General features: G+C 66.1%; 14 protein-coding genes. 6 read left to right on the top strand and 8 right to left on the bottom strand.

Annotated features, from left to right (window positions below; translation table 11 throughout):
• Positions 1-71: 71 nt before the first annotated feature.
• From atpB to OJA40_RS12840, 5 genes are all read right to left on the bottom strand, one after another.
• Positions 72-1,259, bottom strand: a complete 1,188-nt coding sequence (atpB, locus tag OJA40_RS12860) for a F0F1 ATP synthase subunit A (RefSeq protein WP_263810838.1) — start codon at positions 1,257-1,259, stop codon at positions 72-74.
• 102 nt (positions 1,260-1,361) lie between these two features.
• Positions 1,362-1,607, bottom strand: a complete 246-nt coding sequence (locus OJA40_RS12855) for a hypothetical protein (protein WP_208427125.1) — start codon at positions 1,605-1,607, stop codon at positions 1,362-1,364.
• 280 nt (positions 1,608-1,887) lie between these two features.
• On the bottom strand, positions 1,888-2,199 hold the full coding sequence (locus tag OJA40_RS12850) for an AtpZ/AtpI family protein (protein ID WP_208427122.1): 312 nt from the start codon (positions 2,197-2,199) through the stop codon (positions 1,888-1,890).
• A 51-nt stretch (positions 2,200-2,250) separates the two neighbouring features.
• Positions 2,251-2,706 (bottom strand): bactofilin family protein, encoded by a 456-nt coding sequence (locus tag OJA40_RS12845; RefSeq protein WP_231847387.1) that lies wholly within the window; start codon positions 2,704-2,706, stop codon positions 2,251-2,253.
• A 95-nt stretch (positions 2,707-2,801) separates the two neighbouring features.
• Positions 2,802-3,698 (bottom strand): M23 family metallopeptidase, encoded by an 897-nt coding sequence (locus OJA40_RS12840; RefSeq protein WP_263809202.1) that lies wholly within the window; start codon positions 3,696-3,698, stop codon positions 2,802-2,804.
• Positions 3,699-3,992: 294 nt separating this feature from the next.
• Here OJA40_RS12840 and rpsT point away from each other — a divergent pair, with 294 nt between their 5' ends.
• Positions 3,993-4,247, top strand: a complete 255-nt coding sequence (gene rpsT / locus OJA40_RS12835) for a 30S ribosomal protein S20 (protein WP_208427486.1) — start codon at positions 3,993-3,995, stop codon at positions 4,245-4,247.
• 398 nt (positions 4,248-4,645) lie between these two features.
• A complete protein-coding gene (locus OJA40_RS12830; RefSeq protein WP_263809203.1) occupies positions 4,646-5,506 on the top strand; it encodes a PKD domain-containing protein in 861 nt (286 codons plus the stop codon).
• 330 nt (positions 5,507-5,836) lie between these two features.
• On the opposite strand, the gene lysS is transcribed toward OJA40_RS12830, so the two are convergent.
• From lysS to OJA40_RS12815, 3 genes are all read right to left on the bottom strand, one after another.
• On the bottom strand, positions 5,837-7,381 hold the full coding sequence (gene lysS, locus OJA40_RS12825) for a lysine--tRNA ligase (RefSeq protein ID WP_208427484.1): 1,545 nt from the start codon (positions 7,379-7,381) through the stop codon (positions 5,837-5,839).
• A gap of 135 nt (positions 7,382-7,516) precedes the next feature.
• The gene (locus OJA40_RS12820) at positions 7,517-8,134 is read right to left on the bottom strand and encodes a hypothetical protein (protein ID WP_263809205.1); all 618 of its coding nucleotides are present in this window, start codon (positions 8,132-8,134) and stop codon (positions 7,517-7,519) included.
• Between the two features lie 191 nt (positions 8,135-8,325).
• Entirely contained in the window at positions 8,326-9,246 is a 921-nt protein-coding gene (locus OJA40_RS12815; protein ID WP_263810836.1) for a Rossmann-like and DUF2520 domain-containing protein, read from the bottom strand.
• Positions 9,247-9,505: 259 nt separating this feature from the next.
• Here OJA40_RS12815 and OJA40_RS12810 point away from each other — a divergent pair, with 259 nt between their 5' ends.
• The 4 genes from OJA40_RS12810 to OJA40_RS12795 all read left to right on the top strand — a co-directional run bounded on the left by OJA40_RS12810 (position 9,506) and on the right by OJA40_RS12795 (position 14,089).
• Complete coding sequence (locus OJA40_RS12810; RefSeq protein ID WP_011403664.1) at positions 9,506-10,729, top strand: alanine dehydrogenase; 1,224 nt, start codon at positions 9,506-9,508, stop codon at positions 10,727-10,729.
• Positions 10,730-10,740: 11 nt separating this feature from the next.
• Positions 10,741-10,989, top strand: a complete 249-nt coding sequence (locus OJA40_RS12805) for a hypothetical protein (RefSeq protein WP_208427642.1) — start codon at positions 10,741-10,743, stop codon at positions 10,987-10,989.
• Between the two features lie 188 nt (positions 10,990-11,177).
• Positions 11,178-12,560 (top strand): sodium-dependent transporter, encoded by a 1,383-nt coding sequence (locus tag OJA40_RS12800; RefSeq protein WP_263810835.1) that lies wholly within the window; start codon positions 11,178-11,180, stop codon positions 12,558-12,560.
• Positions 12,561-12,718: 158 nt separating this feature from the next.
• A complete protein-coding gene (locus OJA40_RS12795; protein WP_263810834.1) occupies positions 12,719-14,089 on the top strand; it encodes a sodium-dependent transporter in 1,371 nt (456 codons plus the stop codon).
• The last annotated feature ends 542 nt before the right edge of the window (positions 14,090-14,631 follow it).

The raw sequence follows: 14,631 nt of genomic DNA, 5'->3' as shown, positions 1-14,631 counted from the left end.
AGTGTGCGAGTGGTCGTGCAGCGGTCGTGCGTTGCGCAGCCTGACGGCGTCCTCCGGACATCGCCCCGGCGCTAGGCCGTCGTCGGCTGCACGCGGTCCTCCATCTTGTCTTCCACGGCGTCGAGGCGGTCTTCGACCCGGCCGTCGAGGCCGACGTCGGGCTCAGCCGCCTCTTCACCGTCGGGGTGATGCTCCTCCACGGCCATTCCGATGAAGAGGGCCGAGAGAATGGTGAATACGTACGCCTGAATGAAGGCAACGAGCAGCTTGAGCAGCAAGATGAAGACGGTGAATCCTATGCTAATGACGGTGGTCGACCAGGCCGCCGCCTCTCCCATGATCACGTTCATCATGAAGACCAGCCCGATGAGGCTGAAGATGATGAGCGATCCGCCCATCATGTTTGCAAACAGACGAATGGCGAGGGCAAGGTGCCGCATTACGAGACCGATGATCTCGATGGGCACCAGGATGATTCGAATGAGAACAGGGGCGTCCGGCGGCCCGGTCAGCAGCTCCTTGTAGTAGTCGGACGAGCCGTAGAGGAGCACGATGGAGAACGTCATGATGGCCATCACCCCCGTCACCGCGATGTTGGACGTGGCCGCCCCCGCAAACGGCACGAGCCCTAAAATATTGGCGACGAGGATGAAGAAGAAGGCCGTCAGCAGGTAGGGCAGAAACGTGCGCCACTTTCCGTCCGGAATGTTGGGCTTCGCGATTTCGTCCCGGACGAACACGACCAGCACCTCCATCATATTCTGAAAGACGCCCTGGGGCGCCTCGGGGCGGTCGTGCTCTCTTTTGTAACGCTGTGCCAGGGCAATGAAGGCCCCCAGCACGATGAGCATCGCCAGCAGCCCGAAGATGAGATGCCGAGAAATGGAGAGGTCCGCGACGACCTCGCCGCTGGTGCGGACCGCCGTGCTGTGGAGGTGCTCCTTCGCCTCGATGGCTTCTGCGAGCTCGGCCGACGCCGTGATTGGGCCGGCGTGCCCTTCCCCCTCGTCCCCGTGGGCGGCCAGGCCGTACGGCCCGTTTTGCAGGAGCCCTTTCGTGCTTCCGTACGCCTCGAGGGTGAGTGCGCCGTCCGCCGTGCGGACGAGCATGATGCGCGGGAGCTCAACCTGTGCAAACGGCTTAAGGTTGAGGTAGTATCCGTCCTCGGCGTGCCCGAGGATGGTGTTGTTGACGATGCCCTCAAGGGTCAGCTCTCCGTCCGCGGCCTTCGCAGGCGCCGCGGGCAATGCCAGACTCATTCCCAGCACGAGGAGGGCAACAATTCGCAGAGGGCGAACCCGACCGATCATAAGGTCTGTATCTATGAAATAGCGATCGTGTGCACGACGGACTAGGCGCTTTCAATCTCGGGCCATGAGGCCGTCTTGTCTCATCCGTCGGACAATCATCCAAATCTCGAACGCGATGCTCACGAAGAGCAGCCCGAGCAGGGTCCCTACGTACGTCGGCACGTGGACCGGAGCGTACAGGAGGACCACGATCATTGCGACGAAGACAAGACCCATTCGTCCCCCGAGCCCGCCCAACTCGATGATCAGGAACGTCTCTCGGTCCGGTGCCCGCAGGGCCGCGTAGTGCGTCAGCATGCGGGCAAGGACGTGGAGCCCCACCGTTGCGGCTCCCCCTCCGAGACCCAGCCACAACCCAGTTGTCATCGCGGTGCCGGCAGTTGGTCAGTGAGGGCGATGCGCGGCAATGAATGTGGGGCAAACCCCTACGCTGCGCACATCAACGTTCCCACACCGACCCTGAAGCTACGCATCGGGGCGGTGCGGGACTTATGAGAAGCGGTGAATCGTGCATGAAAGAATTTCGGAGGAGCGCGCCCCAGACTTGGCGGGCTCGTTATGGCGGCCCGCTGCGGCGTCAAGAGCGGAATTCGTGTTGAAGCCGTCGGAGCTGAAGCCCGGACCCCACGAGTCCAATCGCCGCCCCGACGAACAACCCCCAAGGGGCGGTCTGGAGCTGCCAGTCAACGTACGCTCCAATGAGGGGCGGAAAGGCGGCCCCCCCCATGAGGCGCCAGCCCAGGTCGAGATACGGGGTGATGTCACGGAGGGCACGCCTCCACGGTCCCCGCTTCTCCGCGGAGCCCTCGTCGTCGGCCCGAGAAGCGCCGGGGCGGTCGCTCGGCGCCTCGTCCGGTTCAGCGTGAGCCCGGTCTTCTGAACGATTCATACCCAACGTGCACCGATGGCCTGTGCGGCACGGCCCTGCCCCGGCCCGTGTCTACGCCTCAGCTGCCTCGCCCGACGGCTCCGGGTCTTCGGCCTCAGATCGCTCGGAGCGCACGGAATCGCGCTCCCAACTCGCCTCCCCAGAGGGCGCCTTGCTTTCAGAAAGGGTCGTGCCCATCTCGCACTCCCCCGTGAACTCCGCCCCCTCTTCCACGACCAGGCGATCCGTCTCGATCGTCCCGTCCACCTGGGCGGTGCTCTTGAGGACCAGACGCTCGTCCACGTAAATCTCGCCCTGTACCTGCCCGGCAATCTCGACGTTGGTCGCGATAATTTCCCCCTCTACCTCCCCCTCTTCGGCAATCATTGTTTTGCCATCGACCTCGAGGGTCCCCACGATGCGCCCACTGGCGCGGACGTCGCTTTTCGCCCGGACGGTTCCCTCGAAGACCGTGCCTTCGCCGACGAGATTCACCTGATCCTGAACGGTGCGTGTCTGGTTAGCCATGGAGGATGAAGCGTCGTCCGTTTGCGAGTTGGCGAAGAGTCCCATCAGCGAAAAATGGAAGTCCAAAGGAGGTACGGCAGTCGCCCTGACATCGGCTACCAGCCTGCGATGTAGGCGTCCGGCCCCTGGGCAAGGCCATTCTGCCAGAGCTCAAAGTGTAGGTGAGGGCCGGTCGTCACGGCGCCCGTGTTTCCGGTTACCGCGACCGGCTCTTGGGCCGTCACCCGGTCGCCCAGCTGTTTGAGCAGGCGTTTGTTGTGCTTGTAGACCGAAAGGTATCCACCGGCATGCTGAACCGCAATCGTGTAGCCGCCGTCCTGCGCCCAGTCGGCCCAGACGACGTACCCGCCCCCCACGGACCGGACGTAGTCGCCCTCGGACACCGCCACGTCGATGCCGTAGTGCCCAGTCGCCACGTCGAAGCCTCGGGTCGGGAACCCGTTCGCAACCGGGGGCGAGAGGGGAAACGAAAGCCCCGCAGGGGCGTCCGCGCCGGCGCCCGAACGGGGGCTCGGTGCGAAGGCCGGTTGCTGGTGGGCGTTCCGGGCGGGTGCGCCGGAAGCGCCTCCGCCCGCTGAGGGCCCCACCTCCCCCGTTGCCACTGCCCCCCCTTCCGACCCAGATTCCGAACGGGCTCCGTCGGAGGCGGGCGCCGGCTCAACCCGACCGGTGATGAGTCGACGAAGGCGCTGAATGTAATCCCGTTGGGCGGCGAGCGAATCCTGAAGGGCCCGCACACGGAGGGTGTTGAGGCGGGCATTCTCCTTCATTTCCTCCGTTCCGTAGCCCGGAATCTGGGTACGCAGTGGCGTAAATGCGACCAGAAGGGCCGCGAGGAGACCGGCCGCCGCCAGGCTCCCTCCCCACATCGCGACCATGCGCGACGGGCGAACGTGGTGGCGTCGCGTCTTGCCCACCCCCTCCGCGTCCATGACGACGATGGTTTGCTCGGTCCCCACCTTCTGGACGAGATCCGCGAAGAACGACCACATAACACCTTTCTTCTGCCAAGCACCAGAGGAAGGACGGGACAGGCCGATTCGGCCGTGCCGCCGAGCAGCCCGCCCGTCCGGGGCGGAGGGAGAAACGTATCCTGGCGGTGAGGAACGGACCGCGGTGTTTTCGGTTTCTAGGCTGCTTTTCGAAAAGAACACCTATTCCCTCCGAGGCGACTCGCACAATCTTCGACGGGGAGACAGGAACCCGTCGTCGGCCCGTGCGATGCGTTCAGGGAGGCCCGATCGACACTACTCACACTCCTCTCCTCACGTACCGACCCCCAGACCATGCCCCGACACGAATCTGCAAAGAAGCGCATGCGGCAGAATGAAAAGCGCCAGAAGCGCAACAAGTCGCAGAAGAGCCGCGTCCGCACGAAAATCAAAACCCTCCGCTCCCTGGACGACAAGGAAGAAGCCGAAGAACTTCTCAACGACGTGAAGGGCGACCTGGACCGTCTGGCCGCCAAAGGCATCATCCACGAGAACAAAGCCGCCAACCGGAAGAGCACGCTTGAAAAGCACGTGGATGCGCTGGAGTAGCACGTTCGGCCCCCCAATTTGCCCCGGCCAACGCAGTCTCCGGGACGAACGTGGCGTCCCGCCCACGGCCCCCTTTTCCTCTGTGGGCCAACCGCCGCCCCGCCCCATAGGCGATTTCTTCTTGAAGACCCCGGATTTATTCTTGGGGAAGCAATTGCGTGTCCGAACCACGTTCTATACCTTCACATCGTGTAGAAACCCTGAACTCTCCAGTGGGGGTGGCCCTGGGGAGCCACCGTTTCTCTTCTCTCGGCCTCTACTTCCTTTAAAACACCATCAACCCTATGATGAACCCCAATATCTCTTCGAACGCGCACTCTCTCTCTTCACTCTGGGCCCCTCTTCTCCTCCTTGTCGGGGGACTTTTTCTCGCCGGGTGTGGAGCGACCGCCCCCGTCGTGCAGTCGGTAAGCGGCCCCGACACCCTTGAGACTGACGAGACCGGCACGTTCGAAGCCTCAATCAACGAGGCGGAGGCCGACGACCCCCTGACCTACACCTGGGAGTTCGGCGACGGGTCGACCGGCTCCGGACTGCTGGCGAATCACAGCTACAGCTCGACCGGGCAGTACGCCATCCGGTTCCAGGCGAGCAACGAAGGAGGCTCCGACTCGGACACCATCTCCGTGCGCGTGGTCCCGCCGCCCCAGCCCGCCTCTATCACCTCGATCAACGCGACGCCCAACCCCGTCGACGAAGGCGAGACGGTGCGCTTCAGCAGCAACGTGCAGGGGGACACGCCCGTGTCACGGAGCTGGAGCTTCGGGGACGGCTCCTCGTCGATGAGCCAGTCGCCCACCCACACCTACGAGGAGCCGGGACAGTACACCGCGCGCTTGGAGGCGTCCAACGATGTGGGGGAGGAGACCCGGACGGTGACCGTCCGCGTCAACCGCGTACTCCCGGAGATCTGCACCACCGTGAGCGAGATGAACTCGGCCTTCTTTGATCGCAACTCCAGCACGCTGACCGAGGAGGGAGAGGAAAGTCTTCAGGAAAACGCCGACATCCTCTCCGACTGCCCGAACCTGAGCGTGCAGGTTGAAGGCTTCGCCGCGCCGGGCGAGCGCAACGTGCAGTCGCTCTCGGAGGACCGAGCCGAGGCCGTGTCCAGCTTCTACCAGAACAACGGCGTGCCCGGCTCCCGCATCATGACCAGTGGTCAGGGCCAGGTTGAAGGCATCACCTCGAAGAAGGGCGGCACGCGGCAGTACCGCCGCGCCGACTCGCTGCCGCAGCGTGAAGACGACGGCATGTAGCAGGAGTCCCTTCCACGCTCATTTGAGCCGCCTCTGCGGGCGGATCCCTTCGCGGGGGTCCGCCCGTTTTTTAGTGGGGCCCATTTAGGAGCGGGCTCGCCCCGGTGGTGCGGCTCTTGGAGCCGGCCGCCTCGACGGACGGGCAGTGCTGTCGCCAACACCACACGTCCCCCGACAGACGAGCGCCTGGCCCTTCGGCGGCGGGCGTCCGTGTTCCGGGCGGTGCGCGCCGCCCACTGGGAGTCGGTGAACACGGCGCCGCGGCGCCCAGGCGGCCGCCTACTGCTCGGGGCCGCCTACTGCTCGGGGCCGCCTACTGCTCGGGGCCGCCTACTGCTCGGGGCGGAGCAGGGGGAAGAGAATGACGTCGCGGATCGACTCCTGCCCGGTAAGGATCATGGTAAGGCGGTCGATGCCGACGCCCAGCCCGGCCGCAGGCGGCATGCCGTACTCCAGGGCCCGGAGGTAGTCCTCATCGATCAAGTTCTCCGGATCCACGTCATCGTCCGCCTCCGCGGCGCGTTGGCGCGCCTGCCGCTCAAACCGCTCGCGCTGATCCTGAGGGTCGTTGAGCTCGCTAAAGGCGTTGGCCACCTCACGCCCCGCCACCACGAGCTCGAATCGCTCCACGAGCCCCTCCTTCTCGCGGTGCTTTTTGGCGAGGGGACTCAGCTCAATCGGATAATCGGTCACGAAGGTGGGCTGGACGAGCGTCGGCTCCACCGTTTCGCTGAAGATCTCGTCGAGGAGCCCGCCCAGGCCCATGTCGGCCTCGACCTCTTCCAGCCCCAGTTCGTTCGCCGCCACGTCGTAGACGCGATCGGCCCCGGCCCGATACAGGTCGAAGCCGGTCGCCTCCTCAATGGCTTCGAAGAACGGAATTCGTGTCCATTCCCTCCCGAAGTCAATCTCGTGGCCCTCGAAGGCCACCGTGGGCGTGTCGTGCAGCGCAGTGGCGGCCGTGCGGAGAAGGTCCTCCGTTAGGTCCATCATCCACCGGTAGTCCTTGTACGCCACGTAGCACTCCATCATGGTGAACTCCGGATTGTGGAACCGGCTCAGGCCCTCATTCCGAAAGTCCTTCCCGATCTCGTAGACCCCCTCGAAGCCCCCCACCAACAGCCGCTTCAGATACAGCTCGTTCGCGATGCGGAGGTAAAGCGGCATGTCGAGCGCGTTGTGGTGCGTCTCGAACGGGGCGGCCGACGCCCCGCCGTACACGGGCTGAAGGACAGGCGTCTCCACCTCCAAACAGCCCTGCTCGTCCAGAAAGCCGCGCATCGTCGAGATGAGTTCGGACCGCTGCCGAAAGACGCCCCGCACATCCTCGTTTACTGCGAGGTCAACGTACCGCTGCCGGTACCGAAATTCCTTGTCCGTCACCTCGTAGTAGGTCTCCTCCTCGGTCTCCTTCACCACCGGCAGGGGCCGCAGGGCCTTCGCCAGCAACTGAAAGTCGGCGGCGGCCCGGACGGTCACCTCCCCCATCCCCGTCCGGAAGACGAACCCCTCGACGCCCACAATGTCCCCGATGTCAAACAGCTCCGTGAAGACCTCGTCGTAGACGTCTTCGCCCAGGTCCTGGGCGCGCACGTAGACCTGAATCGTGCCCGTCTCGTCCCGCAGGTCGAAGAACGCCGAGCCCCCCATCACCCGAAGCCCCGTGATGCGGCCGGCAACGGAGACCTTGTACCCCCCGACCTCGCCGTCCTCCGGCTGATGCAGGTCGTCGTCGAACGTATCGAGGATCTCGTCGGCGTGGGCATCCACGTCCCACGCGTAGGGGTAGGGGTCGATGCCGCGCCGTTCGAGCGCGTCGCGCTCCTCACGCCGGCGCTGTTCCTGTTCACTGAGCTCTGAGGATGCGGGGGACATTCGGGGACTGGATCGTCAATGGAAGAGAGCAAACGTACACGAGCGGTCGGCAAACGGCACTCGGCCGCAGGGGCCTTTCGCGTAGCAACGAGACGACGGGGGCCGCCGGCAGGCCAAGCCGACCGCCGGGAGGCCCTACGAGATCCACTCCTCGGCCTCCAGCAGCAGCGCATCGTGGTGGCTTCGAAGAAGTTGCGCGGTGAGTTGGCTCAGCTCGCGGGCGGCACTGCCCGTCGACTGGCCCGTCGTGAGCGAGGTCATCTGGTCGGTGCCCTGTTCCAGCACCTCCAGCGCATTGGACAGCGTGAACCACCAGGGCTGTCCCGCATCGTCGGCCGCCGACGCCGGCCCCACCGGGGCCTTTTCGGTGCACAGATGCATCACCTTGTGCCCCTGCGCGGTGAGCGTGTCGCGCAGGACCGACACAGCCTGCTCCGCCGTCTCCACCATGGATCTCATCTTCTCCTGTTGCCCCAGCGAAAGGGCCGCGCTCGCCGCTTGCCGCTCGTAGCGAAGGGCCTTCTCTAAAATCTGCACGGCGGCCACCGCCACCGACTGGTACGGGGCACACTGGCAGTCGGCCTCGGCCACGAGGGCGCGGAGGGCCTCCACGTCCGGATTCGGGACCTCAGACGGCACCTCGTCCTCGTCCGCCAGCAAGAGCGACCGACCCGAAAACTGCCCCGGGCCGGCCTCTTGTTCGTCCTCGGCCGCCGTCGATCCGGTCTGGCGCTCGTGTGCCTCGGTACTCATGCAGGATGTCGCATTGTGAAACAGCAGTGGAGGAGGCGCCCACGATGGCACCTGTGGCATCTCCAATTGATGCCCCAAAGGCGCCTGAAAGCAGGCTCACACAAAATCGCAGGGCCGGTGCGGGTTCCAAATTCCGCCGCACACTTGTCAAGAAAGAGGGAGTCTCGTGTTCATTCAACGCAAAAGGGGGCTTACCTTTCCGAGTCGGGGTCGGCGTCCGTGCCCGTTCCCAGAGAGGAGCGGAGCGCCTCTGCCTGGTCGTCGGACAGGTGCCCGCCTCGCGCGGCCACACGCACCATCTCCCTGGAAAGGGCCGCGTAAACGGGCACAAGGTGCGGGGCCTCCCGCTCCAGCGCGTCGAGGTGTGCCTGAACAGTGCCCGTGTCGCCCCGCATTACGGGGCCGGTGAGCACCTCCTCCGGACGCCCCTCCTTGAGGTTAGCCCACGTGTGCTCCACGAGGGGCGCAACGAGGGCGGCGCCCGACGCCACGGTGTCCTCCTCTTTCAAGCCCCCGAGCACCTCCTCCACGACGCCCAGAAGCGCGACGAGGCCGTTGGAGGCGAGGGCGGCGGCACAGTGGTACCGCGCCTTCTCGTCGGGCGTCAGCCGGAGGGGCTGCGCCCCGAGCACGCCGGCCAGGGCCTCCCCCACGGCAAGGGCCCGGTCGTCGCCTTCGAGCCCCACGGCGATCCCTTCGAACGCCTCGGGGGGCGTCTCCTCCGTAAACGTCTGCACCGGGTGGAAGCTCATGGGGGCGGCGCCCTGCCGGGCGAGGGGGTCGAGGACCGCCGCCCTCTTCGCCCCGGACGTGTGGGCCACGACGGTGTCCCCCCACGGATGGCCGCAGTGCCCCAGGTCCTCCGCCACGTCCTCAATTGCATCGTCCGGCACGCAGATCAGCACGAGCCGGACGGGGGCCGGCAGCGCCGTTCCCGTCGTCCCCGCCACGGAGGCCCCGACCCGATTGGCCAGCGCCCGAGCGTCTTCTTCGTTCCGGCTCACCACCGCCTCAACCTGGTGTCCGTTTGCGGAGAGGCCTCGCGCGAGAGCCGTGCCCAGAGCTCCGGCCCCTACGATGGCAATCGGACCGATGGGGGCGCTACGGGACATCTCTGGACAGTCGGCTCGATGCGGGGACTCGGTGGAACGTCGAACATAGGGGCCGGGCCGGAAAAGGTCTACCGTATCGCCCGCCCGGCGGGCGCTTGCTGAGGGCACGAAGGGAAGCGCCCCGTTCGTGCCTTCCCTACGGGCCTGAGTGTGCAAAAGCGATGTTGCTTTTATAGTTTAGATCGTTTGCGGACCCAATGCCCAAATTGCCGGGCGTTTGTCCCCCGAATGCACTGTACCTCGCGGCCCACCGATCCATATGGAGATTCCCTCTTTACAGCAGGGCTTTGAGCGTGAGCGTGGCCTCATGACGCAGGAGAAGCCCCTCAAGCAGGACGACGAGCAAGAGTCTCTCCGCATCGGCGTGCCCCGCGAGGTGGGCAACGAGGAGCAGCGCGTGGCCCTGGCCCCGAGCGGGACGGGGGCCCTCGTCGCCAACGGACACGAGGTGTACGTGGAGGAGGGCGCCGGGCACGAGGCCCATTTCCAGAACGACGAGTACGTCGACGCCGGGGCCGAACTCGTATCCGCCCCCGACGACCTCTACGAACGAAGCGACCTGATCGTGAAGGTGGGGCCGCCGGTAGAGGACGAAATGGAGCTTCTCCAGAAGGGCCAGATTCTCCTCTCGGCGCTCAATCTTGGGGGCACGACCGCCGAGTTTCTGCACCATTTGATGCGGCTGCAGATTACCGGCATCGGGTTCGAATTCATTCGCGACCCGGACGGGACGTTCCCCCTCGTGCGGATGATGCACGAGATCACCGGGTCCGTGTCGATCCAGATTGCCGGGCGCTACCTGGAAAGCAACGAGGGGGGGAAGGGGGTCATGCTCGGGGGCATCTCGGGGGTCCCGCCCGCCACGGTGGTCATCCTGGGGGCCGACGTGATTGGCCAGTGGGCCGCCCGCACCGCCCTCGGCTACGGGGCGCACGTCATCGTGCTCGATACGGAACTCGGCTCCCTGCGCACCCTGGAAAACACGCTGGACCGCAGCGTCACCACGGCCGTCGCCAGCGAGCACTACCTCCGTCGGGCCGTCCGCTCGGCCGACGTGGTGGTGGGGGCCATGGTCACGGGCGGCGAGCGCTCGCCCCTTCTCGTCACGGAGGACATGGTGCAGTCGATGGCCCCGGGCGGCGTCATCGTGGACGCGGTCATGGACCAGGGCGGCTGCATCGAGACGAGCCGCCCCACCACCCACTCCGATCCCACCTACCGGCGGCACGACATCGTCCACTACTGTGTGCCCAACATGCCCTCGAATGCGGCCCGGACCGCCTCGTACGCCCTCACGCATGTGCTCGTCCCCTACCTCCTCCGCATCGGCGAGGCCGGGTCCATCAACGAGGCCCTGTGGCGCGACGAGGGGCTGCGCAACGGCACGTACGTCTACCGGCAGCACCTCACGAAGCAGAACCTGGCCTCGATGTTCGGCATGAGCCACCGCGACATCGAGCTGCTCATCGCCTCGGGCATCTAGTCCAGCCCCCCATGGCCCTTCCCGTCACCCTCCGGAAGGTGGACGAAACGCCGCGCTACTGCCTCTACGACCTCGGTGGCGAGGACACGGTGGCCGGCCGCGTGAAGCTATACAAGGCCTCCGGCGACGTGGAGGTGGTGCGCCTCTCGGGCGAGGGCGTGCCGGCCGGCCCGCCCTTCTACCTCGCGCAGGGCGTTCCTCGACTCCGGACGTACTGTGAGCAGGATCGGTATCCGGACGAGGACACATGGACCGCGTAGCCCCCTCCGGCGGGTTTCTGTTTTCCATGATTTTCCGTGGGCAGGCGCCTCCCCCCGTCGTTCGTCGTTGTGTTCAGGGGAAGTACCCGTTATCTTCGCGGTCTGATCGTCCTTGTCCCCCCGGTCTTTCCGACCCGGACGGTCGCGCTTGGCGCGGCGAGTCCCTTTGCTCAACCGCCTGTCCCGAAATGGCATTTCCTTCTCCGGAACGGGAGCAGTGGAGCTCTCGGCTCGGCTTCGTCCTCGCCGCGGCGGGGTCGGCCATCGGCCTGGGCAACATCTGGCGGTTTCCCTTCAAGGCCGGCGACAACGGGGGCGGCGCCTTCGTGCTGATCTACCTCGCCTGCCTCCTGTTTCTCTGCGTTCCGTATCTCTTTGCGGAGCTGGCCCTCGGGCGCAACAGCAAACGGAATCCGGTCGGGGCCATCCGGGCCATTCGAGGGCATTCGCTCTGGTCGCTCGTCGGGGGGCTCTGCGTGGGGACGGGGCTCGCGATTTTCAGCTACTACGCGGTGGTGGCCGGCTGGGCCGTGGGGTACGTATTTCGGGACCTCACCGCCGCGGGGGCGTCGGGCGCCGCCTTTGCCCAATTCATTGCCGATCCGCTGTGGGTCGTTCCGCTGTTTGGCGGCTTTCTTGTCGCCACGGCCGGGGTGGTTGCCCGGGGGGTGCGTCGGGGCATCGAGCGGTGGGCAAAAATTTTGATGCCGGTGCTGTTCGTCCTCCTCTGCCTCATCGCCTTTCGGGCCGTCACCCTGCCCGGTGCGGGTGCCGGGCTGGAATTTTACCTGACGCCCGATTTTTCGCAGGTGTCGGTCCTGATGGTCGTCGAGGCGCTCGGCCAGGCCTTCTTTTCCCTGAGCCTCGGCATGGGGACGATGATCACGTACGGCTCGTACCTGCCCGACGACGAGAACCTGGTCGTCGCCGGCGGCTACGTTGCGGGCTTCGACACCCTCATTGCCCTCATGGCGGGCCTGATGATCTTCCCCGCCGTGTTCGCGATGGGCCAGAACCCGGCGGAGGGCCCCTCGCTCGTGTTCGTGGTCCTGCCCGACGTGTTCGGGGCAATGCCGCTCGGGTCGTTCGTCGGGACGCTGTTTTTCCTCTTTCTCGCCATCGCCGCCTTTACGTCGGGCATTTCGCTGCTGGAGGTGTTCGTCTCGTACCTCGTTGACGAAACGGCCTGGTCCCGCCGCACGGCGGCCTGGGGCGCCGGGGGCGTCGCGTTTGTGATCGGCCTGCCGTCGGCCCTGTCACAGGGGGCCGTGCCCGCCCTCAGCGACCTGTCGTGGCTCGTCGGGGACCGCCTCCTCGGGCCCGCCCCTGGGGTCCTGGACGTCGTGGACTTTCTGTGGGGAAGCGTGGCGCTCGTCCTCAGCGCCGCCCTCCTGAGTGTGTTCGTAGGGTGGGTGTGGGACGCCGACGACGCCCTGGACGAATTGCGGACCGGCGACGGACCCGCGATGGGGCGATGGGTCGGCCCTGTCTGGCGGGCGGCAATCAAATACGCCTTCCCCGTTACGATCCTGACCGTGCTGGTCGTCGACCTGCTCTACGGCGTGCTGTGACGTGCACTGCGGGGCCTCCCCCGCTTCTCGGCCCTCCTCCGGCTCCCGATTGCGATCACGTTCGTCACCTTTTAACTTCGGGCGGTGACGAGTGCGCCGAGTCCGTTCTCACGGGCTGTTTCCCTTCCCTCTTCTACGAGCCAACCCGACGACTCCCCATGAGCACGACCTCGACCGACCGAGAGCAGTGGTCGTCCCGGATCGGCTTTGTTCTCGCCGCCGCCGGGTCCGCCATCGGGCTGGGCAACATCTGGCGCTTTCCCTACCTCGCCGGAGAGGGCGGGGGCGGGGCCTTTGTCCTCATCTATTTGCTGTGCATCCTCTTCATCGGGATGCCCTACCTGTTCGGCGAACTGTCGCTGGGGCGCAACAGCCAAAAGAACCCGGTCGGCGCCATCAAGTCCATCACCGGCGGCGGCTCCGCCTGGATCGTGGTGGGGGGCTTCTGCGTGCTCGCCGGGTTCGTGATTCTGAGCTACTACAGCGTGGTGGCCGGCTGGGCCGTGGGGTACGCGGTAAAGGACATCCTCGCCCCCACCATGGGCTTTGAGGCCTTTGCGGCGTCCCCGTGGCTGAACGTGGGGCTGGTGGCCTTCTTTCTGCTGCTCACCCTTCTGGTGGTGGCGGGCGGGGTGGAGAAGGGCATCGAACGGTGGGCCAAGATCCTGCTCCCCGTTCTGTTCGTGCTGATTCTCCTCGTCATCGTCCGGGCCGTCACGCTCGAAGGGGCCGCGGAGGGACTGCGCTTCTACCTCGTGCCCGACTTCTCGGAGATCACCTTCGACCTCGTCATCGCCGCCCTCGGGCAGGCCTTCTTTACCCTCAGCCTCGGCATGGGGGCCATGATCACCTACGGCTCGTACCTGCCCAAGCGCGAAGACATCGCCATGTCGGGCGGCTATGTGGTCCTGTTCAACACGATGATTGCCCTCATGGCCGGGTTCATGATCTTCCCGGCCCTGTTCGCGATGGGCGCCGATCCGGCCACCGGGCCCGCGCTCGTGTTCGTGGTCCTGCCCGAGGTGTTTGCCCAGATGCCCCTCGGGGGCATCGTCGAGTTCCTGTTCTTCCTCCTCCTGTCGATTGCGGCGCTCACCTCCAGCATCTCTCTGCTGGAGGTCGTGGTGTCCTACTTCGTCGACGAGAAGAACTGGTCCCGCCGCAAGTCGGTGCTCATTATCGGGGTCATCACGTTCCTTATGGCCCTTCCCTCCGCCCTCTCCTTCGGCGCGGTCGGGGCGTTCAGTGACCTGAGCTATCTCTTCGGCGAGGGCGGCCTGTTCGGCCAGAACAACGTGCTCGGCGTCCTCGATTATCTCATTGGAAGCGCCGGGCTGGCGGTCGGGGCGTTCTTTCTGAGCGTCTTCATCGGGTGGGTATGGGGCGCCGACCGGGCGGCCGACGAGCTCCGTCAGGGCAGCTCGACCCTGGCGGACGGCTTGCTGGGCGTCTGGATCTTCGGCATGCGGTACATCATTCCGGTCGTCGTCTTCGGCATCGTGATGGGCTACCTGACCGGCACGCTGTAAGCACGCCCGTTCGACGGATGCAACCAATGCCCATCATTCCGGGTCGGCTGTGGGGCTGGGCATGGGGGGGGCGCTGCTGGTCGGCCTGCCAGCGGCCGGCGCCAATGCCTGGGCTGCCCCCCGCCCGCCGCAGATTCTGTCGCCTCCGCGCCTGCCCCCCTGCCGCCCCCCTCACCGGGCTTCGGGTCGAGCTTCTCGTGCCGCCGTGGGGCTCGGGAAGGGGGGATACGAGGCCTCCCGGGCGGACGGGCAGACCAGCGCAAAGGACCTCGTGCCCAACGCGGTGGGGATCGGGCTCGCCGGGGGCCTCATTGTCCTCTAGCCCTGCGTCGCCCTCGACACATCGGCCCTCCGGCGTTGCCCTCCCCCCACCGGCACCAGCAGGTCGCCGTTCTCCACGCCCCCGAGAACGGACCGCCCGGCGCGCCGACCCGTGCGCAAGAATTTTCCGCGGACGGCGGCCGCAGGCCCGAACGGGTTGGGATCATCCGGCCGCGTCCCTAGTTTTGGATCGCGTGACCGCTGCTCCTGCCTTGGTCGCC

This window comes from Salinibacter pepae, assembly GCF_947077775.1.
In the GTDB taxonomy this organism is placed as follows: Bacteria; Bacteroidota; Rhodothermia; order Rhodothermales; family Salinibacteraceae; genus Salinibacter; species Salinibacter pepae.
The sequence above is the reverse complement of the archived record's forward strand: the minus strand, read 5'-3'. Positions and strand labels throughout refer to the sequence as shown.

Coding starts and splice junctions, on each gene's coding strand:
- OJA40_RS12820 (WP_263809205.1), bottom strand. CDS start 8,134: ATGAGTACCGAGGCACACGAGCGCCAGACCGGATCGACGGCGGCCGAG.
- OJA40_RS12810 (WP_011403664.1), top strand. CDS start 9,506: ATGGAGATTCCCTCTTTACAGCAGGGCTTTGAGCGTGAGCGTGGCCTC.
- OJA40_RS12805 (WP_208427642.1), top strand. CDS start 10,741: ATGGCCCTTCCCGTCACCCTCCGGAAGGTGGACGAAACGCCGCGCTAC.
- OJA40_RS12815 (WP_263810836.1), bottom strand. CDS start 9,246: ATGTCCCGTAGCGCCCCCATCGGTCCGATTGCCATCGTAGGGGCCGGA.
- OJA40_RS12840 (WP_263809202.1), bottom strand. CDS start 3,698: ATGTGGTCGTTCTTCGCGGATCTCGTCCAGAAGGTGGGGACCGAGCAA.
- rpsT (WP_208427486.1), top strand. CDS start 3,993: ATGCCCCGACACGAATCTGCAAAGAAGCGCATGCGGCAGAATGAAAAG.
- OJA40_RS12800 (WP_263810835.1), top strand. CDS start 11,178: ATGGCATTTCCTTCTCCGGAACGGGAGCAGTGGAGCTCTCGGCTCGGC.
- OJA40_RS12845 (WP_231847387.1), bottom strand. CDS start 2,706: ATGGCTAACCAGACACGCACCGTTCAGGATCAGGTGAATCTCGTCGGC.
- OJA40_RS12795 (WP_263810834.1), top strand. CDS start 12,719: ATGAGCACGACCTCGACCGACCGAGAGCAGTGGTCGTCCCGGATCGGC.
- OJA40_RS12850 (WP_208427122.1), bottom strand. CDS start 2,199: ATGAATCGTTCAGAAGACCGGGCTCACGCTGAACCGGACGAGGCGCCG.
- OJA40_RS12855 (WP_208427125.1), bottom strand. CDS start 1,607: ATGCTGACGCACTACGCGGCCCTGCGGGCACCGGACCGAGAGACGTTC.
- lysS (WP_208427484.1), bottom strand. CDS start 7,381: ATGTCCCCCGCATCCTCAGAGCTCAGTGAACAGGAACAGCGCCGGCGT.
- atpB (WP_263810838.1), bottom strand. CDS start 1,259: ATGAGTCTGGCATTGCCCGCGGCGCCTGCGAAGGCCGCGGACGGAGAG.